General features: G+C 67.2%; 23 protein-coding genes. 16 read left to right on the forward strand and 7 right to left on the reverse strand.

Annotated elements, in window-relative coordinates; translation table 11 throughout:
• Nucleotides 1–135 precede the first annotated feature (135 nt).
• Nucleotides 136–1158, reverse strand: coding sequence for a zinc-binding alcohol dehydrogenase family protein (locus ACODS0_RS26005; protein ID WP_488838070.1), 1023 nt, complete (start codon nt 1156–1158; stop codon nt 136–138).
• A gap of 58 nt (nt 1159–1216) precedes the next feature.
• Nucleotides 1217–2359: an alkene reductase gene (locus ACODS0_RS26010; RefSeq protein ID WP_488838072.1), complete on the reverse strand. Its 1143-nt coding sequence runs from the start codon at nt 2357–2359 to the stop codon at nt 1217–1219.
• A 132-nt stretch (nt 2360–2491) separates the two neighbouring features.
• Between ACODS0_RS26010 and ACODS0_RS26015 the strand changes: the two genes are divergently transcribed.
• The 5 genes from ACODS0_RS26015 to ACODS0_RS26035 all read left to right on the forward strand — a co-directional run bounded on the left by ACODS0_RS26015 (nt 2492) and on the right by ACODS0_RS26035 (nt 7689).
• Nucleotides 2492–3394, forward strand: a complete 903-nt coding sequence (locus tag ACODS0_RS26015; RefSeq protein ID WP_488838073.1) for a LysR family transcriptional regulator — start codon at nt 2492–2494, stop codon at nt 3392–3394.
• A 205-nt stretch (nt 3395–3599) separates the two neighbouring features.
• Nucleotides 3600–4325, forward strand: a complete 726-nt coding sequence (locus ACODS0_RS26020) for an alpha/beta fold hydrolase (protein ID WP_488838075.1) — start codon at nt 3600–3602, stop codon at nt 4323–4325.
• A 122-nt stretch (nt 4326–4447) separates the two neighbouring features.
• A complete protein-coding gene (locus tag ACODS0_RS26025) occupies nt 4448–5611 on the forward strand; it encodes an iron-containing alcohol dehydrogenase (RefSeq protein WP_488838077.1) in 1164 nt (387 codons plus the stop codon).
• Between the two features lie 160 nt (nt 5612–5771).
• Complete coding sequence (locus tag ACODS0_RS26030) at nt 5772–6863, forward strand: alpha/beta hydrolase family protein (RefSeq protein WP_488838079.1); 1092 nt, start codon at nt 5772–5774, stop codon at nt 6861–6863.
• 145 nt (nt 6864–7008) lie between these two features.
• On the forward strand, nt 7009–7689 hold the full coding sequence (locus ACODS0_RS26035; protein WP_488838081.1) for a type 1 glutamine amidotransferase domain-containing protein: 681 nt from the start codon (nt 7009–7011) through the stop codon (nt 7687–7689).
• A gap of 178 nt (nt 7690–7867) precedes the next feature.
• On the opposite strand, the gene ACODS0_RS26040 is transcribed toward ACODS0_RS26035, so the two are convergent.
• Entirely contained in the window at nt 7868–8770 is a 903-nt protein-coding gene (locus ACODS0_RS26040) for a LysR family transcriptional regulator (RefSeq protein WP_121422074.1), read from the reverse strand.
• A 180-nt stretch (nt 8771–8950) separates the two neighbouring features.
• Here ACODS0_RS26040 and ACODS0_RS26045 point away from each other — a divergent pair, with 180 nt between their 5' ends.
• The 5 genes from ACODS0_RS26045 (at nt 8951) to ACODS0_RS26065 (ending at nt 14630) form a co-directional block, all read left to right on the forward strand.
• Complete coding sequence (locus tag ACODS0_RS26045) at nt 8951–9679, forward strand: pirin family protein (protein ID WP_488838083.1); 729 nt, start codon at nt 8951–8953, stop codon at nt 9677–9679.
• A 133-nt stretch (nt 9680–9812) separates the two neighbouring features.
• Nucleotides 9813–10505, forward strand: a complete 693-nt coding sequence (locus tag ACODS0_RS26050; RefSeq protein WP_488838085.1) for a hydrolase — start codon at nt 9813–9815, stop codon at nt 10503–10505.
• A 159-nt stretch (nt 10506–10664) separates the two neighbouring features.
• Nucleotides 10665–12566 carry an amidohydrolase gene (locus ACODS0_RS26055; RefSeq protein ID WP_488838087.1) on the forward strand — a complete coding sequence of 634 codons (1902 nt, stop codon included), beginning with the start codon at nt 10665–10667 and terminating at the stop codon, nt 12564–12566.
• Complete coding sequence (locus tag ACODS0_RS26060; RefSeq protein ID WP_370628616.1) at nt 12563–12976, forward strand: DoxX family protein; 414 nt, start codon at nt 12563–12565, stop codon at nt 12974–12976. Before ACODS0_RS26055 ends, ACODS0_RS26060 begins: the two co-directional genes overlap by 4 nt.
• Complete coding sequence (locus ACODS0_RS26065; protein WP_488838090.1) at nt 12969–14630, forward strand: MFS transporter; 1662 nt, start codon at nt 12969–12971, stop codon at nt 14628–14630. Before ACODS0_RS26060 ends, ACODS0_RS26065 begins: the two co-directional genes overlap by 8 nt.
• A 94-nt stretch (nt 14631–14724) precedes the next feature.
• On the opposite strand, the gene ACODS0_RS26070 is transcribed toward ACODS0_RS26065, so the two are convergent.
• Nucleotides 14725–16821 (reverse strand): molybdopterin-containing oxidoreductase family protein, encoded by a 2097-nt coding sequence (locus ACODS0_RS26070; protein WP_488838092.1) that lies wholly within the window; start codon nt 16819–16821, stop codon nt 14725–14727.
• A 130-nt stretch (nt 16822–16951) separates the two neighbouring features.
• Between ACODS0_RS26070 and ACODS0_RS26075 the strand changes: the two genes are divergently transcribed.
• Complete coding sequence (locus ACODS0_RS26075; RefSeq protein WP_218299015.1) at nt 16952–18100, forward strand: ABC transporter substrate-binding protein; 1149 nt, start codon at nt 16952–16954, stop codon at nt 18098–18100.
• Nucleotides 18101–18154: 54 nt separating this feature from the next.
• Here ACODS0_RS26075 and argE read toward each other — a convergent pair whose 3' ends face one another.
• Nucleotides 18155–19315 (reverse strand): acetylornithine deacetylase, encoded by a 1161-nt coding sequence (gene argE, locus ACODS0_RS26080; protein ID WP_488838093.1) that lies wholly within the window; start codon nt 19313–19315, stop codon nt 18155–18157.
• Nucleotides 19316–19392: 77 nt separating this feature from the next.
• On the opposite strand from argE, the gene ACODS0_RS26085 reads away from it, so the two are divergent.
• From ACODS0_RS26085 to ACODS0_RS26100, 4 genes are all read left to right on the forward strand, one after another.
• Entirely contained in the window at nt 19393–20604 is a 1212-nt protein-coding gene (locus tag ACODS0_RS26085) for a M20 aminoacylase family protein (protein WP_488838095.1), read from the forward strand.
• 86 nt (nt 20605–20690) lie between these two features.
• Nucleotides 20691–21788 (forward strand): M14 family metallopeptidase, encoded by a 1098-nt coding sequence (locus ACODS0_RS26090; RefSeq protein WP_488838097.1) that lies wholly within the window; start codon nt 20691–20693, stop codon nt 21786–21788.
• 219 nt (nt 21789–22007) lie between these two features.
• Nucleotides 22008–23033 carry a helix-turn-helix transcriptional regulator gene (locus tag ACODS0_RS26095; protein WP_488838098.1) on the forward strand — a complete coding sequence of 342 codons (1026 nt, stop codon included), beginning with the start codon at nt 22008–22010 and terminating at the stop codon, nt 23031–23033.
• Between the two features lie 172 nt (nt 23034–23205).
• Entirely contained in the window at nt 23206–24852 is a 1647-nt protein-coding gene (locus tag ACODS0_RS26100) for a tannase/feruloyl esterase family alpha/beta hydrolase (protein ID WP_488838100.1), read from the forward strand.
• Nucleotides 24853–24916: 64 nt separating this feature from the next.
• On the opposite strand, the gene ACODS0_RS26105 is transcribed toward ACODS0_RS26100, so the two are convergent.
• The gene (locus tag ACODS0_RS26105) at nt 24917–25384 is read right to left on the reverse strand and encodes a nuclear transport factor 2 family protein (RefSeq protein ID WP_121423017.1); all 468 of its coding nucleotides are present in this window, start codon (nt 25382–25384) and stop codon (nt 24917–24919) included.
• 99 nt (nt 25385–25483) lie between these two features.
• Here ACODS0_RS26105 and ACODS0_RS26110 point away from each other — a divergent pair, with 99 nt between their 5' ends.
• Nucleotides 25484–26068, forward strand: a complete 585-nt coding sequence (locus ACODS0_RS26110; protein WP_488838102.1) for a TetR/AcrR family transcriptional regulator — start codon at nt 25484–25486, stop codon at nt 26066–26068.
• Between the two features lie 27 nt (nt 26069–26095).
• Here ACODS0_RS26110 and ACODS0_RS26115 read toward each other — a convergent pair whose 3' ends face one another.
• Nucleotides 26096–26476 (reverse strand): tautomerase family protein, encoded by a 381-nt coding sequence (locus ACODS0_RS26115; protein ID WP_488838104.1) that lies wholly within the window; start codon nt 26474–26476, stop codon nt 26096–26098.
• Between the last annotated feature and the right edge of the window lie 39 nt (nt 26477–26515).

Consider the following 26515-nt stretch of genomic DNA (forward strand, 5'->3'; position numbering starts at 1 on the left):
CCCCTTATAAAAACACAGCATCCAGGGTGCCACTGGAGCTAAGTGGATACCCCTTTTTTAAATACAGTATTTTTCAGTCCGACACACAATCTGCCGCGCGGGTGGTGCTACGCCCCTTGCATGGCCCGCAGTTCTTCAGACCCACCCCTCCAGCACCAGCTTGCCCCGCGCCTTGCCGCTCTCGATCAGCGCATGTGCGCGCTTCAGATTCGTGGCATTGATCGTTCCAAAGCGCTGGTCCAGCGTCGTGCGAATCAGCCCCGCATCCACCAGCTGCGCCACCTCGGTCAGCAGCCGGTGCTGGCCGATCATGTCGGCGGTGCCGAACAGTGCGCGGGTGAACATCAGCTCCCAGTGCACCGACACCGACTTGCGCTTGAACTTCGTCACGTCGAGCGACACCGGGTCATCGATCAGCGCGAACTGGCCCTGCGGCGCGATGGCCTCCACGATCTGGTCGAAGTGCGCGTCGGTCTGCGTGAGGCTCACGATGATGTCCACCGTGGGGTGGCCTATGCGGGCCAGTTCTTGCGTGAGCGGCTGGCTGTGGTCGATGACGTGGTGGGCGCCCAGGTCGCGCACCCACTGCTGGGTTTCGGGGCGTGATGCGGTGCCGATCACCGTGAGGCTGGTGAGCCGAGCCGCCAGCTGCGTGAGGATGGAGCCCACGCCGCCGCTCGCGCCGATGATGAGCACGGTCTTGTTGGTGGGCTGCTTGCCGGGCGCCACGCGCAGGCGGTCAAACAGCAGCTCCCACGCGGTGATGGTGGTCAGCGGCAGTGCGGCGGCTTCGGCAAAGTCCAGCGACTTCGGCGCGTGGCCCACGATGCGCTCGTCCACCAGGTGCAGTTCGCTGTTGGTGCCCTGGCGGGCAATGGAGCCTGCGTACCAGACGCGGTCGCCGGGCTGGAACAGCGTCACATCCGGGCCCACGGCGCGCACGATGCCGCTGGCGTCCCAGCCCAGCACCTTGTAGTCGGGGCCGTCACCGCTGCGCGAGCTGCTTTTGCGCACCTTGGTGTCCACGGGGTTCACCGAAACGGCATGCACCTCCACCAGCAGATCGTGGCCGGTGGCCACGGGGTCGGGCAGGGTGATGTCGAGCAGCGACTCGGGGTGGTCAATGGGGTAGGCGGTTTGGTAGCCGATGGCTTTCATGGTGCAGGTCCTGGTGTGTGGAGTGGGAGTGATGGGGATAGGGTTGCGTGTGGTCAGCTCAAGCCAGGGCCTCAGCGGCGGGCTGTTGTGCTGCAGTCGTGCGGGCGGCGCTGTAGTCGCTGTAGCCATGCTCGGTGCCGCCGAACAAGGTCGCGGGGTCGAATGCGGCCAGCGGCAGCCCCGCGGCGTAGCGCGCTGGCAGGTCGGGGTTGGCAATGAAGGGGCGGCCAAAGGCCACAAGGTCTGCCATGCCGGATGACAGGATCTGCTGCGCGCGCTCGGGCGTGTATTTGCCCGCCACGATCACGCGGCCGCTGTAGGCATTGCGCAAGGCCTGGCGGAAGTCCTCGGGGATGCTGGGGGCATCGTCCCAGTCGGCCTCAGCCAGGTGGATGTAGGCCAGGCCCAGCGTGTCCAGTTGGCGCGCAAGGTGCAGCATGGTCGGAATGATCTCGGGGCAGTTCATGTTGCGCTGGGTGATGAACGGGGCCAGGCGCATGCCGGTGCGCTCGGCGCCCGCCTCGCTGGCCACGGCGGCGGCCACTTCGCGGGCGAAGCGGGTGCGGTTGTCCATGGTGCCGCCGTAGGCATCTGTGCGGTGGTTGGACGTGGTGCGCAGGAACTGGTCGATGAGGTAACCGTTGGCCCCGTGGATTTCCACCCCGTCAAAGCCTGCCCGCATGGCGTTGGCAGCGGCGCGCCGAAAGTCGTCGATCACACCCGCGATCTCGGCGGTGCCCAATGCCCTCGGCACCGGGCTATCGACCATGCGGCCCACGCCGTCGTCACCCACCACCCAGACTTTGGCCTCGGGCGACAAGGCGGATGGCGCCACGGGCAGGCCATCGGCGTGGAAGCTGGGGTGCGACATGCGGCCCACGTGCCACAACTGCAGCACCATACGGCCGCCAGCGGTGTGCACGGAATCCGTCACCCGGCGCCAGCCTTGCACCTGGGCTTCGGTGTAGATGCCCGGCGTAAAGCTGTAGCCCTGGCCCTGGCGCGAGATCTGGGTGGCCTCGCTCACGATGAGCCCGGCGCTGGCCCGCTGGGCATAGTAGGTGGCCATCATCGCGTTGGGCACGTCACCGGGCTGGGTGCTGCGAGCGCGGGTCATGGGCGCCATCGCCATGCGGTTGGGCAAGGTGAGGGGGCCAAGAGCCAAAGGGGCAAAAAGAGCAGATGTGGCAGTGCGGGTCATGGTCGAAGCGTGTGGAGTGGGCTGGACAGGCTTGTATGGTCGCTTTGTCTTATTTGTTTTTAAATAGGATGTTGATTGAAAGAATATTCAAAGAAAATTTGAAGATGGCCAGCTCAACGCCACGACCAAGACATGAAAAGCCTGCAAGACCTGGACATCTTTGTGCGCACTGTGGACAGCGGCAGCCTGTCGGCCACGGCCCGGGCGCTGGACCTGACCCCGGCAGCGGCCAGCGCGGCACTCAAGCGGCTGGAGGCCGAGCTGGGCGTGCTGCTGTTCGTGCGCTCCACGCGCAGCCTGCGGCTCACGCCCGAGGGCACGCTGTTTCTGGAGCACTGCCGCCCCGCGCTGGCCGCGCTGCAGCAGGTGCAGGGGCAGCTGGCCAGCGGCCGGGCGGGTGCGCTGAGCGGCACGCTGCAGCTGGCGGCGCCGTCCGACCTGGGGCGCAATGTGTTGTTGCCCTGGCTCGACGAGTTCCAAGTCGAGCACCCGGGCATCGCCGTCCGATTGCAGCTGTCAGATCGCATGGCCAACGTGTACAGCGAGCCGGTGGACGCCGCCTTTCGCTATGGCAAGCCCCAGGATTCGGCCCTGGTCGCGCTGCCGCTGGCGGCCGAGCACCGGCGCGTGCTGTGTGCGGCCCCGGCCTACCTGGCGGCCCACGGCGCGCCCCCCACCCCGCATGCGCTGGTGGACCATGACTGCCTGTGCTTCATGCTGGGCGAGGATGTGCACGACCGCTGGCGGTTCTGGGATGCGGCGGGCCAGGAGGCGCAGGTGCGTGTGCGCAGCCACAACGTGGCCAATGACGGCGATGCCGTGCGCCGCTGGGCCGTGCTGGGGCGCGGCATTGCCTACAAGTCGTACTTTGACGTGGCGCACGACCTGGCTGCCGGTCGTCTGGTGCCACTGTGCACCGACTGGACCACGGAGGCGGTCCCGCTGTTTCTGGTGGCCCCCAGCCGCAGGCAACTCACGCCGCTGGTGCGTGCGCTGCGTGACTTCATGGCCACGCGGCTGCAGGCGCTGCAGTAGCAAGAGGTCGCCTCCTGATCTTTGCGTGTCGCGGGCGAGGGAGGAGAGGGGGGCCGCCGGCCGCCAATCGGTGGTCCGGATTCAGCGAGTGCCTGGGGCAGGGCGGTTTTACGCTCCGGTCGGAGTGGGGCGCCAAGCCATCGCTCGCCCGGCTGGCGGCGCAACTGGCGCCCGGCATTTCTCCCCAAGACCCAAAGGCATCTTCATGAATATCGTTCTTTTGCACGGCAGCTGGCATGGCGCCTGGTGCTGGCACAAAGTGGTCCCGCTGCTGCAGGCCCGGGGGCACCAGGTGCATGTGCCTGACCTGCCCGCCCATGGCCGCCACTGGCGGCTGGCGCGGGGGCGTACCAAGCTCTCAGCCATGGCGGCGCATGTGTGCCGGGTGCTCGATGCGCTGGATGGCCCGGCGCTCGTCGTGGCGCACAGCCGGGGCGGCATTGTGGCGTCCACAGTGGCCGAGCAGCGGCACCACAAGCTGGTGGGTGTGACCTACCTGGCCGCCTACATGCTGCGCCATGGCGAGCGGGTGACCGACTTCTTCCGCCAGGACAAGACCTCGCTGGTGGCGCGCCACATCCATGTCAGCCGCAGCACCTTGACCGACCACCTGGCGCCCGAGGCCTACCGCCCCGCGCTGTACGCCGATTGCTCGGACGCCGACGTGGCGCTGGCCCAGGCGCTGCTCACGCCCGAGCCCTCGCTGCCCGCACTCACCCGGCTTTCGCTGACGGCGCCGCGCTACGGCAGCGTGCCTCGGCACTACATCGAGCTGACGCAGGACCGGGCCGTGACCATTGAGCTGCAGCGCAAGATGATCGCGGCCTCGCCTTGCGCCACGGTGTCGTCCATCGAGGCGAGCCACTCTGCGTATTTCTCGCAACCCCAGCGGTTGGCGGACGCCGTGCACCAGATTGCCGGTTTTCGCTGACGGGCCCAGGATGAGCGCGGCGGCCGCAGGGCTATCGCCCACGCGACGCCGCCGGGGCGCGGGTGCGCCGCACAATGCGACCCCCAACGGCGCATGCGCCGGCCTCGCCCAGAAAGACCCCCATGCTGAATTTCGACTTCCACAACCCCACCCACATCGCCTTCGGCCAGGGCCGCATTGCCGACCTGGCCCAGCTCGTGCCCGCTGCAGCCAAGGTGCTGATTCTGGTGGGCGGTGCCAGCGCCGAAAAGACCGGCACCCTGGCCGAGGTGCGCGCCGCGCTGGGCGAGCGCCAGCACGCCACCTTCAGCGGCATCGAGCCCAACCCGAGCTACGAGACCTCGATGAAGGCCGTGGCGCAGATCCGCGAAGGCGGGTTTGACTTCTTGCTGGCCGTGGGGGGCGGTTCGGTGATCGACGCCACCAAGTTCATCGCGGCCGCTGTCCGTTTTGAAGGCGATGACCCCTGGGCCATCCTCGAAAAGCACGGTCGCAACGTCAAGGGCGCCATGCCGTTTGGTTCCGTGCTCACGCTGCCCGCCACGGGTTCTGAAATGAACAACGGCGGCGTCATCACCCACCGCGCCAAGGGCGCCAAGCTGTCGTTTGGTAGCGTGCACACCTACCCCGTGTTCTCGGTGCTCGACCCCACCAAGACCTACACCCTGCCGCCGCAGCAGCTGGCCAACGGTGTGGTCGATGCGTTTGTGCATACGGTGGAGCAGTACCTGACCTACCCGGTCAACGCGCCCGTGCAGGACCGTTTTGCCGAAGGCATCCTGCAGACGCTGATCGAGATTGGCCCGCGCCTGCTGACCGCCCCCGAGCCTGTGTACGACGACCGTGCCAACCTCATGTGGGCCGCCACCATGGCGCTCAACGGCCTGATTGGCGCGGGCGTGCCGCAGGACTGGGCCACGCACATGATCGGCCACGAGCTGACCGCGCTGCACGGCATCGACCACGCGCGCACGCTGGCCATCGTGCTGCCCGCGCTGCTGCACGAGCGGCGTGGCGCCAAACGCGCCAAGCTGCTGCAGTACGGCGAGTGCGTGTGGGGCATCACCACGGGCACAGACGACGAACGCATCACCACCGCCATCGAGCGCACGCGCGATTTCTTTGAAAGCATGGGCATCGCCACCCGCCTGTCGGGCTACGGCCTGGGCGCCGACACCGTGGGCGCCGTGGTGGCGCAGCTGGAAGCGCATGGCATGGTGACCCTGGGTGAGCAGCGCGAGATCACGCCCGCCGTGAGCCGCCGCATCCTCGAAGCCGCGCTGTAAGCCGCCGCCGAGCGGGAGGGCGGGCAGACGCTCGCGCCTCCCGTGGTGCATTTCGCGCCGCGCAGCGGCGTTTCGTCGCAGGGCGCTGGAGCCCGCTGCGGGTGCTGCCTACAGTGCCGTCAAGCCGCCACCTCGGGCGGCCATTGACGAAAGGCGCACCGTGATCCTCATCCTCTTCCTGGCCCTCCGCACCACATGGCGGGTTGTCCGTGCCCCGCTGCTGGCTGCTTTTGTAGCGATGCTGGCCTGGGCCACCCCGGCATCGGCGCAATATGCCGGGCTGCGCACCCTGGTGGTCCCGGGTGCCGAGCCCGTGACCGTGGCCTTGTACTACCCCACCCCCGCCGTGGCGCGCACCATGCCCATGGGCCCGTGGCGGCCCGTGGTCACGCCGGGCGCCCCGGTGGCAACCGCGCCCCTCAAGGGCCTGATCCTCATCTCGCACGGCACGGGTGGCCATGAACTGGGCCACCACAACCTGGCCACGCGCCTGGCGGCCGACGGCTATCTGGTGGCAGCGCTGCGCCATCCGGGCGACAACTGGGAAGACCGGTCGATGATTACCTCGGGCCGCTACTTCAGCGAGCGCCCCCGCCAAGTGAGCCGCGTGCTGGACGCGCTGCTGGCCAACCCCGAATGGGGCCCCCGCATTCCGGCCGGGCGCATTGGCGCCGTGGGCCATTCGGCAGGCGGCTACACCGTGCTGGCCCTGGCCGGTGCGCAGGCCGAACCGGCCCGTGCGGCGCAGCACTGCCGCAGCGTGTCGGACGACCCCGGCTTTTGTAGCCTGGGCAAGCTGCCCGCCCGTGGCCAGACCGCCCAGACTACCAAGGAGGCCCCTGCGGCCGCCACCGCGGTATCCACACAGGCCGGCGCCCCCGCGCTCGATGGTCCGCTGGTCTCGGTGGCAGACCCCCGCATCCGCGCCGTGGTGGCCATGGCGCCCATGGCGGTGGTGTTCACACCAGACAGCCTGAAGGCCATCGGCGTGCCGGTGCGGCTGATGGTGGCCGAGCGCGATGCCGTGCTCACGGGCCAGTACCACGGCGGTTATGTGGCGGCCAATCTGCCCTCCGCACAGGCGAGCACCGTGCCAGGTGCAGGCCACTTCGCCTTCATGGCCCAGTCTGTCTGGCCGCTGGCGTCCGAGGCGGGAGACGCCGCAGCCAACCCCGAAGGCTTTGACCGCGTGGCTTACCATGCCACGCTGGAGAACGAGGTGGCGGAGTTCCTGGCCAGGCAGCTGCGCTGAGATGCTGGGGGGCTTACAGCGCGGTAGTACCGTCCTGTAAGCCAATGCCGCAAACCTGCCTGCATCGCGGGACAACGGGCCCTATGGCTGGTACGGTGGTGGTTTGCTTTTTCCGATCGACCCTCCCACACCGAAAGCGACCTCCATGGCACACCTCCTCATGGTTCTGACGTCCCACGACCAACTGGGCGACACCGGCAAAAAGACGGGCTTCTGGCTGGAAGAGTTTGCGGCACCGTACTACGTGTTCAAGGATGCAGGCGTGCAGATCACGCTCGCATCGCCCCACGGTGGCCAGCCGCCCCTGGACCCCAAAAGCGACGACGAAAACGCCCAGACCGATGCCACGCGCCGCTTCAAGGCCGATGCTTCAGCGAAGCAGCAGCTGGCCAACACCGTGCTCCTGTCCAGCGTGAAGGCCGAGGACTTTGACGCCGTGTTCTACCCCGGCGGCCATGGCCCCCTGTGGGACTTGGCCGAAGACGCGCATTCCATCGCACTCATCGAAAAGACCTTTGCGGCCGGCAAGCCGCTGGCGCTGGTGTGCCACGCACCCGGCGTGTTGCGCCACACCAAGGCGCCCGACGGGTCGCCCCTGGTGAAGGGCAAAAAGGTCACGGGTTTCACCAACACCGAAGAAGACGCTGTGCAGCTGACCCAGATCGTGCCGTTCCTGGTGGAAGACATGCTCAAGGCCAACGGTGGTGTGTATTCCAAAGGCCCTGACTGGGCACCCTATGTGCTGACCGATGGCACGCTGATCACGGGGCAGAACCCGGCATCGTCAGAGCAGGGCGCCCATGCCTTGCTCAAGCAATTGGGTTGATGAGGAAAATGGGCTTCGGCCCCATATTTGCGCCGGGTGGCTGCACCGGGTTATCCGTGTTCCACATTGGAAGAAAAAAAGGCAGCCAGCGCTTTATCCATCAGCGCAAGCAGCTATCAAATTGGAAGTGATCGTGTGGTGATGCCTGGCGCCAGCCCGCGCAACGCGCTCGCTGCATTCAATACGGCAGGATGCCTGGCAACAGCGGGCGGTCCAGCCGGTGGCGCCACCACTTGAGTGCCTCGCCCATGTGCTCGGGTCGCCAGGCCAGCCAGAAGGTTTCGTCCGGGCGGGGCTCCTCCACCTGCAACTCCACCAGAATGCCGGTCTCCAGCTCCACGCGCACACAGGCGCGGGGCACAAAACCGTGGCCCAGACCTGCGGCCTGGCAAGCGATCTTGGCCTGCATCGATGGCACGGTGATACGGCGCTGGCCTGACAGCAACCCCACCGTGCGGTCGTTCAGCGAGCGCGCCCCGTCGCCCACCACCACGGCCGTGTGTTCCAGCAAGTCGCTGCGCGTGAGCGGCCGCTGCAGCTTGGCCAGCGGGTGTGTGGCCGTCACGCAAAAAGCGAAGGCCAGGCTGCCCACGGCCACCGCCTTGTAGCCACCCCCCGCTGGGCCTTCGCCTGCGGCCACGACGATGTCTGCGCGCCCTTCGCGCAGCGCCTCCCAGGTGCCTGTCAAGGCTTCGCTGCTGATGCGCAGTCGGGTGCCGCAGTGCAGGTCTTCAAACGCGCAGATGTCCTGGTTGAACGCGTGCGTGGGGATGAGCGAGTCGTGCATCAGCCGCAGCTCGGACTCGAAGCCCGTGGCGATCTGCCGCATCCGCGATTCGAGCTGCTGCGCGGCGGCCAGCAGCCAGCGCCCCTCCTTGAGCATCTCTTGGCCGGCAGGGGTGAGCGTGACGCGCGGGCCGTTGCGGGTGAACAGGGCCAGGCCCAGCTGGTCTTCCAGCTTGCTCACGGCGTACGAGATGGTGGACGGCACCTTGTGCAGCCGCTCGGAGGCACCTGCAAACGAGCCGTGGCGGGCAATGGCGTCGATGGTTTCAATGGCTTCCAGCGTGAGTTTCAACATGGCCCAATTCCTTGATCTGCATCATCGAAATTATCGATGATGAGTTGGAAAACCTTTCAGCATACGCCCCGGAACGGCGCGAGATACTTTCTTCACCGCAGCACTGAAGCCTTGATGAATAGGGCGATGAGGCAAGAACCTCCCAGTGTGAATCACATCGACGAAGAAAGGACCTGCACCATGCTCGACATCCGCAAAGCCCAACACCGCGGCAACGCCAACCACGGCTGGCTCCATTCGCGCCACACATTCTCCTTTGGCCACTACCACGACGCCAACCAGCAAGGCTTCTCCGACCTGCTGGTCATCAACGACGACCGCGTGGCCCCGGGCAAGGGCTTTGGCACCCACCCGCACCGCGACATGGAAATCTTCTCGTACGTGCTGGAAGGCGCGCTGGAGCACAAGGACTCCATGGGCACGGGCTCGGTCATCCGCCCCGGCGACGTGCAGATGATGAGCGCCGGCACCGGCGTGCGCCACAGCGAGTTCAACCACTCCAGCGACGAGCCCGTGCATTTCCTGCAGATCTGGATCGTGCCCGGTGTGCGCGGCGCCGCACCCCGCTACCAGCAGGTGCATTTCAGCGAGGCCCACAAGCGCGGCCGCCTGCGCCAGATCATCTCGCCCGAAGGGGCTGACGGATCGCTGGCCGTGCACCAGGACGCCCGGGTTTACGCCGGCTTGTTCGACGGCAGCGAGGAGTCGGCCGATCTGGACGTGGGCCCGGGCCGCAACGTGTATGTGCACGTGGCCCGCGGCAGCCTGGACGTGAACGGCGAGCGTCTGTCCGAAGGCGACGGCGCCCGCATCCGCGACGCCGGGGCCCTGCGCTTTGCCAACGGCGAAGGCGCCGAGGTGCTGGTGTTCGACCTGCGGCCCAACGAGCTGCCCACGATGCCGCACTGAGCGAATGGGGGGCCCTGAGGAGTGGGTGGGTGGGCGATGCCGCCCATCACCTGCGCTCCGGCCCGCCGCATTGCCTTGTCTATTTTTTGCTTTTTCTCGACGTCCTTCATCTTCAATTTCCAGGGAGTTCACCATGACCAACGCCAACACGACCGCCGCAGCCAACGCCACCGCCCGCCCCGTCGCCTACGCCAAGCCCGGCGCCACGCTGCTCAACGCCGACGACCACACCCTGGTCATGATCGACTTCCAGTCGCAGATGGCCTTTGCCACGCACTCCATCGATGCAATCACGCTGCGCTCCAACGCGGGCCTGGTGGCCAGCGCGGCCGCCGGGTTTGGCGTGGACACCATCCTCACCACCGTGGCCGAAAAGAGCTTTAGCGGCCCCATGTTCGAGGAAGTGACTGCACCATTCCCCGGCCAGGCGCTGCTGGACCGCACCTCCATGAACACCTGGGAAGACGAGGCCGTGATCGCACGGGTCAACGCCATCGGCAAGCCGCGCATCGTGCTGGCCGGCCTGTGGACCAGCGTGTGCATCGTGGGCCCCGCACTGTCGGCGCTGGACCAGGGCTTCGAGGTGTATGTGATCGCCGACGCCAGCGGCGACATCTCGGCCGAAGCCCACAACCGTGCCATGGAGCGCATGGTGCAGGCCGGCGCTCGGCCCATCACGGCATTGCAGTACTTGCTGGAGCTGCAGCGCGACTGGGCGCGGGGCGAGACGTACGACATGACGACGGGCATCGCGAAGAAGTTCGGCGGCGGCTATGGCCTGGGCATCACCTACGCCAAAAGCATGTTCAACGCCCACGAGGGCTGAAAAGGGCGCATCAGCCTACTGCGCGGCCGGATCCCGCACCTGTGGTCCTTACCGTACAAGAGTACTGGTGCGGTCCTCGGCGCAGGCTTCGGCCGCTCGCTACGGCTGCTGCACCCTTTTTGCGCTCTGCCATTGCTGAAATTCTCTGAGCCCCAAGACATGAACCAACCTGCCACCACTCCCGACCTCATCCTGCGCAACGGCCGCTTCACCACGCTGGACCGCGCCAATCCCACGGCCAGTGCGGTCGCCATTGCGCAAGGGCGCTTTACCAAGGTCGGTGACGACCGCGAAGTGATGGCGCTGGCTGGTGCGGGCACGCGGGTCATCGACCTGGGCGGGCGCAGCGTGTTGCCGGGGCTCATCGACAACCATCTGCACATCATCCGCGGCGGCCTCAACTTCAATATGGAGCTGCGGTGGGACGGGGTGCGCAGCCTGGCCGACGCCATGGCCATGCTCAAAGCGCAGGTAGCCGTGACGCCCGCGCCGCAGTGGGTGCGCGTGGTGGGCGGCTTCACCGAACACCAGTTTGCGGAAAAGCGCCTGCCCACGCTGGCGGAGCTGAACGCCGTGGCGCCCGACACGCCCGTGTTCATCCTGCATTTGTACGACCGCGCGCTGCTCAACGGCGCCGCGCTGCGCGCCGTGGGCTATGGCAAGGACACGCCCGCGCCGCCCGGCGGCGAGATCGTGCGCGACAGCGCGGGCAACCCCACGGGCCTGCTGCTGGCCAAGCCCAATGCGGCCATCCTGTATGCCACGCTGGCCAAGGGCCCCAAGCTGCCGCACGACTACCAGGTCAACTCCACGCGCCACTTCATGCGCGAGCTCAACCGCCTGGGCGTGACCGGCGCCATCGACGCGGGCGGCGGCATGCAGAACTACCCGGATGACTACGACGTGATCCAGGAGCTGGCCGATGCCGACCAGCTCACCATTCGCCTGGCCTACAACCTGTTTACGCAAAAGCCCCAGCACGAGAAGGAAGACTTCCTGAACTGGACGGCCACCTCGCAGTACAAGCAGGGCACGGACTACTTTCGCCACAACGGCGCGGGCGAGATGCTGGTGTTCTCTGCCGCCGACTTCGAGGACTTCCGCCAGCCCCAGCCTGAGCTCGCGCCCGGCATGGAAGGCGAGCTGGAAGAGGTGGTGCGCATCCTCGCGCAGAACCGCTGGCCCTGGCGCATGCACGCCACCTACGACGAGACCATCGAGCGCGCTCTCAACGTGTTCGAAAAGGTCAACCAGGACACACCACTGGCCGGCCTGAACTGGTTCTTCGACCACGCCGAGACCATTTCGGAAAAGTCCATCGACCGCATCGCCGCCCTGGGCGGCGGCGTGGCCGTGCAGCACCGCATGGCCTACCAGGGCGAGTACTTCGTCGAGCGCTACGGTGCCGCCGCGGCCGAGGCCACGCCCCCGGTCAAGCGCATGCTGGAGAAGGGCGTCAATGTGTCCGCCGGCACCGACGCCACCCGCGTGGCCAGCTACAACCCCTGGGTGTCGCTGTCCTGGCTCGTCACCGGCAAGACGGTGGGCGGCCTGCAGCTCACGCCGCAGCGCAACTGCCTCACCCGCGACCAGGCCCTGCGCATGTGGACCGAGAACGTCACCTGGTTCAGCAACGAGCAGGGCAAGAAGGGCCGCATCGAGGCGGGCCAGCTGGCCGACCTCGTCGTGCCCGATCGCGACTTCTTTGCCTGCCCCGAGTCCGACATCGCCGACACCACGGCCCTGCTCACCGTCGTGGGCGGCAAGGTGGTCTATGGCGTGGGCGACTTCGTGCGCTTCGACGACGCGGCCCCGCCGCCCGCCATGCCCGACTGGTCGCCCGTGCGCACCTTTGGCGGCTACGGCGCCTGGGGCGCTCAGGGAGGGCCAGACGGTGCGCCGCTGCAGGCCGTGCTGCGCAACGCGGCGGCGAACTGCGGCTGTGCGAGCAACTGCAACCTGCACGGCCACGCCCATGCCACGGCCTGGAGCAGCAAGCTCCCCGTGTCCGACCTGCAGGGCTTTTGGGGTGCGCTCGGCTGCGCCTGCTGGGCGGTGTGACGGTGCAGCACGCATTGCAAAACGCCGCCACCGCGCCCTGGGTGCAGACGCTGGCGCTGCTGTGCCTGTGCGCCGCGTACCTGCAGGGCGGCATCGGCAAGGCCCGCAACTTTGCGGGCGCCGTGGCCGAGGTGCGCTCGCTCGGCCTGGCCCCCGCCGCGCCCATCGCTGCCGCCACGCTGGTGCTGCAGCTTTCGGCCTCGGCGCTCATCCTGTCGGGCTGGTACCGCTGGCTGGGGGCGCTCGCCCTGGCAGGCTTCACGGCGCTGGCCGCCTTGCTGGCAGACCGCTTCTGGGCCGCGCCGCCCGCCGAGCGGCAGCGCAGTGCCAACGCATTTTTTGAACACTGGGGCCTGGTGGGCGGCATGCTGCTCGTCGCCTGGCACGACCTCGGAGGCCGCCATGTCTGATCACCGCCCAACCAAACCCGACACCACCACCGCACCGGGCAGCTTTGCGCCGCTGGCCATCCCCGTCTTTGCGGTGCTGTGGACCGCCACCGTGCTGGGCAACATCGGCAGCTTCATGCGCGACGTGGCCAGCGCCTGGATGGTGACCGAACTTTCGTCCAGCCCCACCGCGGTCGCCCTGATCCAGACCGCCGCCACCCTGCCGGTCTTTCTGCTCGCCATCCCTGCGGGCGTGCTGTCGGACATCCTGGACCGCCGCCGCTTCCTGATCGGGGTGCAGGTGCTGCTGGCGGCCGTCAGCGGAACGCTGCTCATCCTGGCCAACACCCACACGCTGACGGTGGAGTGGCTGGTGGCCCTGACCTTTGTGGGCGGTATCGGTGCCGCGCTCATGGGGCCCACCTGGCAGTCCATCGTGCCCGAGCTGGTGCCGCGCAGCGAGCTCAGGAGCGCCGTGGCGCTCAACTCGCTGGGCATCAACATCGCACGCGCCGTCGGCCCGGCGGCGGGCGGCCTGCTGCTGGCCAGCTTCGGCGCGGCCATGGCCTACGGCCTGGACGTGCTGAGCTATGTGTTCGTGATCGCCGCGCTGCTGTGGTGGAAGCGCCCCAAGGCCGAGGCCTCAGGCCTGAACGAGCAGTTCTTCGGCGCCTTCCGCGCCGGCGTGCGCTACGCCCGTGCCAGCCGCGAGCTGCATGTGGTGCTGCTGCGCGCAGCCGTGTTCTTCCTGTTGGCCAGCTCCGTCTGGGCGCTGCTGCCGCTGGTGGCGCGCCGCATGCTGGGCGGCTCGGCAGGCTTTTACGGCGTGATGCTGGGCGCCGTGGGCGCGGGCGCCATCCTGGGCGCCGTGCTGCTGCCGCGCTTGCGCCAGCGGCTCGACACCGACGGCCTGGTGCTGCTGGCCTCGCTGCTCACCGCCGCCGTCATGGGCGTGCTGACCGTGGCCCCGCCCCAGTGGGCCGCCGTGGCGCTGATGCTGGTGCTGGGCCTGGGCTGGATCATCGCGCTGACCACCCTCAACGGCGTGGCCCAGGCTGTGCTGCCCAACTGGGTGCGCGGCCGGGGCCTGGCCGTCTACCTCATGGTCTTCAACGGTGCGATGGCAGCCGGCAGCCTGGGCTGGGGCCTCATCGCAGGGCAGGCCGGCTTGCCGGTCACGCTGCTGATGGGCGCGGCCGGCCTGGTCGTGGCGTCGCTCATCCTTCACCGCGTGAAGCTGCCCACCGGCGAGGCCGACCTGCAGCCCTCGAACCACTGGCCCGAGCCCCTGCTGGCGGAGCCCGTGGCGCACGACCGGGGCCCGGTGATGGTGCAGATCGAATACCGCATCGCCAAGCCCGACCTGCCCGCCTTCCTGCAGGCCATGCAGCACCTGTCCCAAGAGCGCCGCCGCGACGGCGCCTACGCCTGGGGCGTGGCCGAACACACGGGCGAGCCGGGCCGGGTCATCGAGTGGTTCCTGGTCGAATCGTGGGCCGAGCATCTGCGCCAGCACCACCGCGTGTCCAAGGCCGATGCCGACCTGCAAGCGGAGGCATTGCGTTTCCATGTCGGACCGGAGCGGCCGGTAGTGCACCACTTTCTGGCACTGACGCCGGGGGGCGTGGGTGAAGAGGGCGCCGCCCCGTCAACGAACGCTTCGCACGCACACTGAGGGGGATTTTTAGTTGGATTGGCCTGTAGCGCCAGTGGAATATGCGCTGAATGCTATCAAATTGATATCGACTCGGTTGCGCAGATGAATGCGATCACACAGATGCCAACGTCGGCGTTTCCACGGTGCTGGCTTCCACCTCCACCAGGCAGTCATAAAACGTCGGCGCGCGGCCCAAGTCCGTGAGGGCCTGGCTGGTGACCTCGTTCACGTTGGTACCGTTCAGCCCCAACTTGCGCCACCAGATGCCCAGGCCATTCACAACCCCGGGCCGTGCGCGGCGCGACACGGTGGCGTGGCACAGGTAGCTGCCCCGGTCGTTGAACACGCGCACCACGGCGTCGTTGGCAATGCCGCGTGCTTCGGCATCGTCGGGGTGGATCTCCAGCACGGGGCGGCCCTCGATGTTGCGCAGGCTCTGCACGTTCACGAAGGTGGAGTTCAAGAAGTTGCGCGCGGGCGGCGAGATCATGGCCAGCGGGTAACGTGCATCCGTGCCCTGCAGCTCGTAGTTGGGCAGGTGGTCGGGCAGGCCGTCCAGGCCCTGGGCGGCCAGGCGGGCGCTGTAGAACTCGCACTTTCCAGAGGGTGATGGGAAGTTGCCTTCGGCGAACGGCGCATCGGGCAGCGCCAGCGTGGCAAAGCCTTGGCTTTCGAGCAGTGCGTAGTCCACTGCGTCGCCAAACGCCTGGCGGCACAGGGCCTCGTCGCTCTCGGCAAAACAGGGCTCGGCAAAGCCCATGCGCGCCGCCAGGTCGCGGAAGATCTGTGCGTTGCTGCGCGCCTGGCCCTGCGGCCCGATGGCGGGGCGGTTGAGCAGCACGTCGGTGTGCCCGTAGCTCAGGTGCACGTCCCAGTGCTCCAGCTGCGTGGTGGCGGGCAGGATGTAGTCGGCGTAGTCGGCCGTGTCGGTGCGGAAGTGCTCCAGCACCACCGTGAACAGGTCTTCGCGCGCAAAGCCTTGCACCACCTTGCCCGAGTCGGGCGCCACGGCCACGGGATTGCTGTTGTAGACCACGATGGCCTCCACCTTCGGTCCGAACGCAGGCGAGGCCTCGCGCAGCAGGTCGTCGCCAATGGTGGACATGTTGATGGTGCGCGGTGTCTGGGCGGGCATCAGGTCGGGCCGCTGCAGCACGGCGCGCTGCGCGGGGAACTGGCCCGAGCTGGACAGCAGCACGCCGCCCGCGCGGTGGCGCCAGGCGCCCGTGAGCGCAGGCAGGCAGGCCACGGCGCGCACCGCATTGCCGCCGCCACGCACACGCTGCATGCCGTAGTTCAGGCGGATGGCGGCGGGCTTCGTCGTGCCGTAGTCCTTGGCCAGCTGGCGGATCTGCTCCACCGGAATGCCGCACACCTCGGCCGCGCGCTCGGGCGGCCACTGCAGTGCGCGCTCGCGCAACTGGTCCCAGCCCAGCGTGTGGCGGGCGATGTAGTCGTGGTCCAGCCAGTCGTTCGCGATCAGCTCGTGCATCAGCGCCAGGGCCAGCGCGGCGTCGGTGCCGGGGCGCAGGGCAATGTGCTCGTGGCATTTGTCGGCCGTCTCGCTCTTGCGGGGGTCAATGCACACCAGCTTGGCGCCATTGCGCTTGGCCTGCTGGGCATAGCGCCAGAAGTGCAGGTTGCTGCCGATGGAGTTGCTGCCCCAGATGATGATGAGCTGCGATTCGGCAAAAAACCCCACCTTCATGCCCACCTTGCCGCCCAGGGTCTGCACCAGGGCCTCGGCGCCGGCCGATGCGCAGATGGTGCGGTCCAGTTGCGAGGCACCCAGCTTGTGGAAGAAGCGGCGGTCCATGCTCTCGCCCTGCACCATGCCCATGGTGCCCGCGTAGCTGTAGGGCAGGATGGCTTCGGGCGCGCGCGCGGCGATAGCCTGCAGGCGCTGGGCGATGTCGCTCAGCGCCTCGTCCCAGGTCACGGGCGCGAACTGGCCGGCCCCCTTGGCGCCCGTGCGCTTGAGCGGCGTGAGCACGCGCTCGGGGTGGTAGCTGCGCTCGGTGTACTTGCTCACCTTGGCGCACAGCACGCCGTCGGTGTGCGGGTGAGCGGGGTTGCCCTGTACGCGGGTGGCCACGCCGTTCTCTATGGTCGTCAACAGGGCGCAGGTGTCCGGGCAGTCGTGGGGGCAGGCGCCGCGCACCTGAGTCGGTACAGATAGAGGGGGATTTGCAGCAGAAGACGTGGGCATTTGGTAGGTTGATCGTTAAACTGGCAATCAGGGTTGGAACGGTTGTGCATATCTAGCCACCCTTCCAAGGAGGCTGCCTACCGGCAGCGCAGAGGGATCGCCCTCGATTCACAAGAGCAGAGATTTCACCATGAACCAACCGGTATTGGGTCGTAGACAGTTTTCCGTGGGCCTGGGCGCTGCAGCGCTGGGGGGCTTCCAGCTGGCACACGCGCAAAGTGAAGGCCGGATTGTGCTGGGCCAGTCTGCTGCCTTCACGGGCCCCGCCGCGCAGCTGGGCGTGCAGTTCAACCTGGGGGCCAAGCTCTTTTTCGACCAGCTCAATGCGCAGGGTGGCGTGGGCAAGCGCACGGTGGAAATCCGCACGATGGACGATGGCTACGAGCCCGACCGCTGCGCCGAGAACACCCGCAAGCTCATTGCCGAAGACGTGTTCGCCCTGTTTGGTTACATCGGTACGCCCACCAGCCTGGCGGCGATGCCTATCTTCACCAAGGAAAAAGTGCCATTCTTTGGCCCCTTCACGGGGGCCGAGGCGCTGCGCCAGCCGTTCAACCGGCTGATCTTCCATGTGCGCGCCTCGTACTACGACGAAACCGCACTCATCGTGCGCCAGCTCACCAACCTCGGCCTCAAGAAGATTGCGGTGTTCTACCAGAACGACGCCTACGGCAAGGCCGGGCTCGATGGCGTGACGAAGGCGCTGACCGAACTCAAGCTCTCGCCTGTGGCCACTGCCACGGTGGAGCGCAATTCGACCGACGTGAAAGCGGCTGTGGACAAGCTGGTGCCGGCCAAGCCGGATGCCGTGGTGCAGATCACTGCCTATGCCTCGGCCGCATCCTTCGTGCGCGCAGCGCGCAAGGCGGGCTTTGGCGGCACGTTCTACAACGTGTCTTTCGTGGGCACGCAGGCGCTGGCCGACGAGCTGGGCAAGGATGGCGCCGGTGTGGTGGTGTCGCAGGTCGTACCTTCGCCCTATCAGCCGTCGCGCCAGATTACCCGCGAGTTTCTGGAAGCCATCAAGAAGGGTGGCGACAAGGTGCAGGCCAACTACTCCAGCATGGAGGGTTTTCTGGCCGCCCGCATCTTCACTGAAGGCCTGCGCCAGGCCCAGGGCAGCGGAAGGCCCACCCGCGAGAGCCTGATCACCGGCATTGAGTCGCTGGGCAGCCAGGTGATTTCGGGCTTTCCTGTCACCTACAGCGCTACGAGCCATGCGGCCTCGAAGTTTGTCGAGATGTCCATGCTGACGGGCGACGGCCGCGTGAGGACCTGACTGCAGCGCCGCAGGCCCCGGCGGAGCGCTCTGCGGCATCTATCTGCAAGGCGATCAGCCCAGTGTGCGTGTGCGCACCAGTCCTTGCATGAAGGCCTCGCAGCGCGCCAGCTGCTCCAGGCTCACGTATTCGTCGGGCTGGTGGGCCTGCTGGATGCTGCCGGGGCCACACACCACGGTGGAGATGCCCGCGTTCTTGAACAGGCCCGCTTCGGTGCCGAAGGCCACCAGCGTGGTGCTTTTTTCGCCGCTCAGCTCCTGCGCCAGGCGCGTCACCGGGTCGTCCTTGCTGCCCAGGAAGCTCGGGATCTCGCAGATGGTCTCGAACGCGAAGCCCGCTGTGGGCGCCACCTTCTTCATCGCAGGCTCCAGCGACTGGGCGTAGGCCACCACCTCGGCCTGCATCTGCGCCGCGTTGGCCGTGGGCAGGTCGCGGAATTCGTAGCGGAACTCGGCGTCGCGCGGCACCACGTTGTCGGCAATGCCGCCGTGGAACTGGCCCACGCTGCTCGTCGAAAACGGCACGTCAAAGCCCTCGAAGCGGGGCTCGTTCTTTTCAAAGTCTTCCGCCATGTCGCGCACCCGGCCCACCACGCGGGCTGCCATCTCGATGGCGTTGACCGAATGGGGTGTGAGAGACGAATGCGCCTCCTTGCCGCGCACGCAGCACTTGTAGCGGTACACGCCCTTGTGTGCGATGGCGGGCACCATGCTGGTGGGCTCGCCCACGATGCAGGCCAGGGGCTTGATGTTGACATCGCGCAGGTCGGCGATGAGCTCTTTTACGCCAAAGCAGCCGATCTCTTCCTCATAACTGAAGGCCAGGTGGATGGCGAAGGGCGCGTCGCTGTTCAGGAATTGCTCGGCGTGCGAGACCGCAATGCCAATGAAGGCCTTCATGTCGGCACTGCCACGCCCGTACAGATTGCCGTCCTTGACCAGAGCGCTCAGTGGGTCCATGGTCCAGTCCTGCCCGTCCCACGGCACCGTGTCGGTGTGGCCCGAGAGGATCACGCCAGCGGGTTTGCCCTCGCCCAGCGTGGCGAACAGGTTGGCCTTGGTCTTGTCGTCGTTGTAGGTCAATCGGCTATTCACGCCCAGCTTGGCCAGGTGGTCGCGGATGAAATGGATCAGCTCCAGGTTGGAGTGGTGGCTGACGGTGTTCATGCGCACCAGGGTTTGCGCGAGTTCGAGGGCGTGGGGGGAGAGTGTCATGTTGCAGTGCAAATAAACCCGGGGTGGCGCAAGGGACGGCCAGCGGGCTAGACTGTGAGATCGTAAGGACACATATCATGAACGTTATTGACTCCATCGTCACCCAGGCGGCCAGTATTGCAGCGGTGCGCCGGGACATTCACGCCCACCCCGAGCTGTGCTTTGAAGAGGTGCGCACCGCCGACGTGGTGGCCCAAAAGCTCACCGAATGGGGCATTCCCATCCACCGGGGGCTGGGCAAGACGGGCGTGGTGGGCATCGTCAAGGGGCGCGACGGTGGCGCCTGTGGCCGGGCGATTGGCCTGCGCGCCGACATGGACGCCCTGCCCATGCAGGAGTTCAACACCTTCGCCCACGCCAGCAAACACCAGGGCAAGATGCACGCCTGCGGCCACGACGGCCACGTGGCCATGCTGCTGGCGGCGGCCCAGCACTTTGCCAAGCACCGCAACTTTGACGGCACTGTGTACCTGATCTTCCAGCCCGCCGAAGAAGGCGGCGGCGGCGCCCGCGTGATGATCGAAGACGGCCTGTTCGAGCAGTTCCCCATGGAGGCCGTGTACGGCATGCACAACTGGCCCGGCATGCCGGTGGGCACTTTTGCCGTCAGCCCCGGCCCGGTCATGGCATCGACCAGCGAATTCAAGATCACCCTGCGCGGCAAAGGCGGCCATGCGGCCCTGCCGCACACAGGCATCGACCCGGTGCCGATCGCCTGCGGCATGGTACAGACCTTCCAGACCATCATCAGCCGCAACAAGAAGCCGGTGGACGCGGGCGTGATCTCGGTCACCATGATCCATGCGGGCGAGGCCACCAATGTGGTGCCCGACAGCGTCGAACTGCAGGGCACGGTGCGCACCTTCACCGTGGAAGTGCTGGACCTGATCGAAAAGCGCATGCGCCAGATTGCCGAGCACACCTGCGCCGCACACGACGCCACCTGCGAGTTCGAGTTTGTGCGCAACTACCCGCCCACCATCAACTCGCCCGCCGAGGCCGAATTTGCCCGCAAGGTGATGGCGGGCATCGTGGGGGAGGAGCGTGTGCTGCCCCAGGAGCCCACCATGGGCGCCGAAGACTTCGCCTACATGCTGCAGGCCAAGCCCGGTGCGTACTGCTTTATCGCCAACGGCGACGGCGCGCACCGCGAGATGGGCCACGGCGGCGGGCCTTGCATGCTGCACAACCCGAGCTATGACTTCAACGACGACCTGATCCCGCTGGGCGCCACCTACTGGGTCAAGCTGGCCGAGGAGTGGCTGGCCCAGCCCGCTGACGCCGCCTGACGAACAGATCCGAGCCATGCCCGCCCTGGCGCCCATCGCGCGCGCCGGGGTGTTTTGTTTCCACCCCCGTCTGAAAGTCCCTGTCCATGATCGGTCTCGTTGACGCGTTTTCGCCCAGTTACGCAAAGGCGCGCACAAAGTTTCTGGAGGCGGCCGCCACTGCAGGCCTGCCCATCGAGTCACATGCCCACCCCCTGAAGGGCCGCGATGGTGAAGACCTGGCCATGGACGTGGTGCGCGACGGCCCGGCCGATGCCAAGAAGCTGCTCATCGTGAGCAGTGCCTGCCATGGCGTCGAAGGCTATTGCGGCAGCGGCGTGCAGGTGTTTGCACTGCACGACGCCGAGTGGCGTGCGAAGGCGCGCGACGCCGGTGTGGCCACGCTCTATATCCATGCGCTCAACCCGTATGGCTTTTCGCACGTGCGCCGCTTCACCCACGAAAACGTGGACCTGAACCGCAACTTCCAGAACTTTTCAAGGCCCTTGCCCGTGAACACTGCCTACCGAGAGGTGCAGCCCCTGCTGCTGCCCGAGCAGTGGCCACCTGGCCCCGACAACGTGGCCGCCGTGGAGCAGTACATCGCCACCAAGGGCGAAGCGGCATGGCAGGCCGCCATCTCGCAAGGCCAGCATGAGTTTCCGCAAGGGGTCTTCTTTGGCGGCACCGAGCCCACGTGGAGCAACCGCACGCTGCGCCAGGTGCTGCGCCAGCACGGCGCGGGTGCGTCGCACATTGCCTGGATCGACCTGCACACCGGCCTGGGCCCCAGCGGCCATGGCGAGCGCATCTATGCGGGCAATGACGACGATGTGGCCGTGGCCCGCGCGCGCGCCTGGTGGGACGGCGGCGGCGCCACGCCGGTCACGTCCATTTATGACGGCTCGTCCACCTCGGCCTTCCTCACCGGCCTGATGTGGACCTCGATCTACGACGAATGCCCGCATGCCGAGTACACCGGCATCGCCATGGAGTACGGCACGGTGCCCGTCCTCGACGTGATGAACGCCATCCGTGCCGAGCAGTGGCTCCACCTGCACCCCGACACGCCCGCCGACAAGGCCGCCCAGATCAAGGCACAAATGCTGGCGGCCTTCTACACCGACACCGATGCCTGGAAGGGGCAGATCATCAGCCAGGCGCGGCAGTCGATGTTCCAGGCGGTGGAGGGGCTGGTTTCTTGAATATTTGGTAAAAAATGCACCTGGCGCTTATCCAGTAAGCGCAAGTAGCTATAAGAAATATAGTATTTCAGCTCCGTGGGGCCTGGTTTTTACGAGGGAGCCGCTGGCGCATGGCGGCTACCATCGTTCCCAAAAACCAGGAGACCCCATGGCGCCACGCCCCCGCACACTCCCCATCCCGCACGCAGCAGAACACGCTGGCCCATGAGGCCGCCCAGCGTGGCACACGTGGCAGCGCAAGCGCAGCAAGCCGATCCACTGCGCGCGCTCAGCCGCAGCCTGCTCCAGCTGGCTGAACAGGCCCAGCACGCGCCGCCGCAGGACCTGCTGCACCAGGCGCTGCAGACGCTGCGCGGGCTGGTGCCTTTTGATTCGGCGTGGTGGGGCGAGGTGTCGGCAGGCGAGTCTGGCGCAGGGGGCGGCGCGCAGGAGGTGCAGGCCGCGCCGCGCAACTGGCTGCACGGCAGCATCGGCCTGGCCCGGGGTTTTGCCGACGAGTGGAACGCCTTGTCCGCTGCGGACGATTTTGCGAAGCATTCCATGCGCCACCTGGGCGAGGTGATCCGCGAGCGCGACCTGGTCGGCGCGCCACCTGAAGACCCGCAGGTGATGGCCTTCGCAGAGCGGCACGGCCTGTACCACTGCATGGCCCTCACGGCTGAGCTGCCGCACAGCGGACTGCTGTTTTTTGTCTCGGTCTACCGGACGCCCACACGCAGCGAATTCACCGATGCCGAAACCGTGCTGTTTGGCGAGTTTGTGCTGCACCTGCTGCAGCACTGGCACCACCGGCTGCAGCGGTTGCAAAGCGATTCGCCACTCCGCCCGTGGGACAGCTTTGCGCTGGCCCAGCCCACGGGCGAGCTGCTGTTTGCGGGCTTACGCATCAGCCAGGCCTTGCGCGCGGCCTACCCCGAATGGGCGGGCACCCGCCTGCCACCGGCCGTGGTGCAGGCGCTGCCCGGCGCGCCCTGCAACCTGGCGCTGGGCAAGGCCTGCCGCCTGCGGCTGGAGCGGTGCGGCCCGCTGGTGGCGCTCAGCATCGCATCGCGCCAGCACAAGCAGGCGCTGGCCCCGCGCGAGCTGAGCGTGGCCATGCTCTACGCCGAGGGGCAGTCGCACAAAGACATTGCGGCCACGCTGGGCCTCACGCCCGCCACGGTGCGAACTTACCTGCGCACTGCCTACGCAGCGCTGGGTGTGCGCAACAAGCTGGAACTGGTGGCGGCGCTGCGCAACGCGTAGGGCGGTGGCCCGCTGCTGTGCGGGCTCGGTAGTTTCCCGCTCCCTCTGCATTTGCAGAGGCCGCAGCGGCAGCTTCTTTTTCTATCGTCCGCACCGGAGTCCCAGGGCTTGCGGTGGCGCTGCCGCCGCAAGCTGGGCTCCTGAGAAAAACACACCACAGGAGACTTTCCGCATGTTCCCGAACCCCACCCGCGCCGCCGTGGCGCAACCCCGTCGCATCGCACTCGCGGCACCCTTGGGCCGATGGCCCGCGCGTGCGCTGAGCGGCCTGGGCGCCGCAGCCACCCTGGCGCTGACGGCCTGCGGCGGTGGCAGCGATGCCCCTGCGCCCCTGGCCAGCAAGCCTCTGGCAGAAGCTTGCGCTGCCTACACGTCAACCACCTTGCCCCATGGCGCCAAGCTCACGCGCACCGAGCTGCGCAAGGCCGAGGGCACGTTGCCCGACGTGTGCATCGTGCGCGGGCAGATCGTGTCCTCGCCCGACTCCACCATCAACTGGGCGGTGGAACTGCCCACGCTGGCGCAATGGAACAGCAAGACGCTGACCATCGGCGGTGGCGGCTTCGACGGATTTATCCCCACCGACGATCCGTGGTACCAGCAGCTGGTGGGCCCATCGGCCAATCCGTATGTGAAGATCAGCTCCGACTCCGGCCACCAGATCCAGGGTTTTGCCTGGGGCAAGAGCGATGTGGCGCTGCGCAACCATGCGTTCGACGCCAACCATTTTGTGCTGGAGGTGGGCACCGCCATCGCCACCGAGTTCTACGGCAAGCGTCCCGTGCGGCGCTACCACATGGGCCATTCCAACGGCGGGCGCTCAGGTCTGATCTCCACGCAGAAGTACCCCAAGGACTACGACGGCGTGGTGGCCATGGAGCCCGCCATCGCCCAGCAGGCGCACCAGGTCAACCTCGGCCCCACGGTGCTGCGCCACATCTTCAAGAGCCGCGAGAACTGGATGAGCCCCGCCAAGATCGCGCTCTACGCCAAGGCCGAGACGGCCGCGTGCGACGGGCTGGACGGTCTGAAGGACGGCATCATCGGCAACGTCGAGGCCTGCAACTACGTGCCCACCGAGCTGCTGTGCCAGGGCGCGGACAGCGACAGCTGCCTCACGGCCGGTCAGATCGAGTCCATCCGCCTCATCTACAGCGACCACAAGACGCCCGTGACCCTGTCGCGCGGCGCAGTGGGCTACCCGCGCTTTGGCCGGGGCGGCGCGTCCACGTCCGATTGGCAGTCGTACATGTTCGGCACCAGCTTCGATGCCCCCGATTCGTTCAACCACATGGCCGTGACGGCGGCTGCGCGCCTGGTGGAGGGCAACCCCAACGCCAACATCCTGAGCCACGACCCCACGCAGTACCAGGCGCAGTACAGCCGCCTGGCCGAGATGATCGACGGCACCGACCCGGACATTGCTGCCTTTGCCGACAACGGCGGCAAGCTGCTGATCTGGTACGGCGCGGGCGACACCTGCGTGTCGATGTACCGCACGGTGGAGTACCTCGACACGGTGAAGCAGCGCCTGGGCGCCAGCAAGGTGCAGAGCTTTGCGCGCATGGTCACCTCGCCCTCCAACGGGCATGACCTGGACGGCGCGGGCACCGAGCCCCGCTCCATCGACCTGCTGGCCGCCATGGACGCCTGGGTGGAAAAAGGCACGGCGCCCGACAAGCTGGTGGCCACCAAGTTCGCACCCGGCACCACCACGCCAGTGGCCCAGCGCCCGGTGTGCGAGTACCCCAAGTTCCCGCGCTACAACGGCACGGGTGACGTGAGCAAGGCGGAGAGCTTTACCTGCTCGGTAACCTGATGGTGCAGGGGGCGGATGGCGGGCTGCGCTGCGGGTGTCCTGCGCGCAGCCCACGGTCTGGGGCTCACAGTCCCAGATCGCTCAGCCCCGCATGGTCGTCCGGCCGACGCCCGAGCGGCCAAAAGAACAGCCGGTCCGCCGCGTTGATGGGCCGGTCGTTGATGCTCGCGTGGCGCACAGCCATCAGGCCCGCATCGTTGAACTCCCAGTTCTCGTTGCCATAGCTGCGGTACCACTGGCCCGCGTCGTCATGCCATTCGTAGGCGAACCGCACGGCGATGCGGTGGCCGCTGAACGCCCAGAGCTCTTTGATGAGGCGGTAGTCCAGCTCGCGCGCCCACTTGCGCTCCAGCAGCTGCCGGGCGGCCTCGCGGCCCACGGGAAACTCAGCCCGGTTGCGCCAGCGGGTGTCCTCGGTGTAGGCCAAGGCCACGCGCGCCGGGTCGCGCGAGTTCCAGCCGTCTTCGGCCAGGCGCACTTTCTGGATGGCGGTTTGCAGGGAGAAGGGGGGAAGAGGCGGACGGGTTTCCATGGGCAGCACCTTGGGGTTGTGGGTCAAGAGGAATTGGTAGACAAGTCTGTCTACATCGCATCATAGCGAAATGTAGACAGACTTGTCTACAATGCCCACATGATTCCCCTGCCGCCTTCTGACTGGAAAGACCTGCCTGCCCGCGACCGCCTGCTCCAGACTGCGCACGCGCTGTTTTACCGCGACGGTATCCGTGCCACGGGCATCGACCGAGTGATCGCCGAGTCGGGCGTCACCAAGGTCACGTTCTACCGGCATTTCCCCAGCAAAAACGATCTCATCTGCGCCTACCTTGAATACCGCCATGCGGGCTGGATCGCATGGTTTTCTGCGGCCCTGGAGCGCCATGGGGGTGCAAAGCGTGGTGGTGCATCCGGCCTGAATGCGGTGGTGGCCACGCTGGCCGAATGGTTTGGACGCGATGACTTCCGGGGCTGCGCCTTCATCAACAGCGTGGGCGAGCTGGGCAGCACGGTGCCGGAGGTGATGGAGATTGCACAGCGCCACAAGCGGGAGATGACGGACCTTCTGGCCACCCTGCTGCCGCCTGGCGCACAGCGGGCGCGCGACGCGCAGGCCGTGACGCTGGTGGTGGAGGGCGCCATCGTGCGTGTGCAGATGGGCGAGCCGGTGAAGGCGGTGCTGGGCAGCGTGGAGCGCCTGCTGGCGGGCCTGGCCGCATAGCCTGCCTGCCCGGAGCTGCGCATCACCTCACGCGTACTGCGCCAGGCCGTGGCCGAAGGACCAGTTCTCCTTGGCCACCTCGACGATGTTGATGAACACGTCCTCGGGCCGCAGGCCCGGGCTCTCGCCCAGCAGCTGCGCGATGCGCGCAAACAGCGCCTTCTTCTGCTCCAGGCCGCGCGTGTTGTTGGCGGTGATCTGGATGAACACCACGTCGTCGCTGCGGGCCACGCCCAGGTACGTGGGGCTGTAGCGGAAGTTGGCGGCGTCGTGCTCGGTGATGGTCATGAACTGGTCGTCCTCGGGCACGTTGAAGGTCTCGCGCAAGGCGCGGTACAGCGTGTCAAAGATCGCCTGCCGGTAGGCCGCAGGCTTGCCGGCGCGCATGGCAATGTGGATGAGGGGCATCGCAAGATCCTTTCTGAACAAGATGCTGGCGAAATCCTA

The organism is Acidovorax sp. FG60 (genome assembly GCF_057808995.1).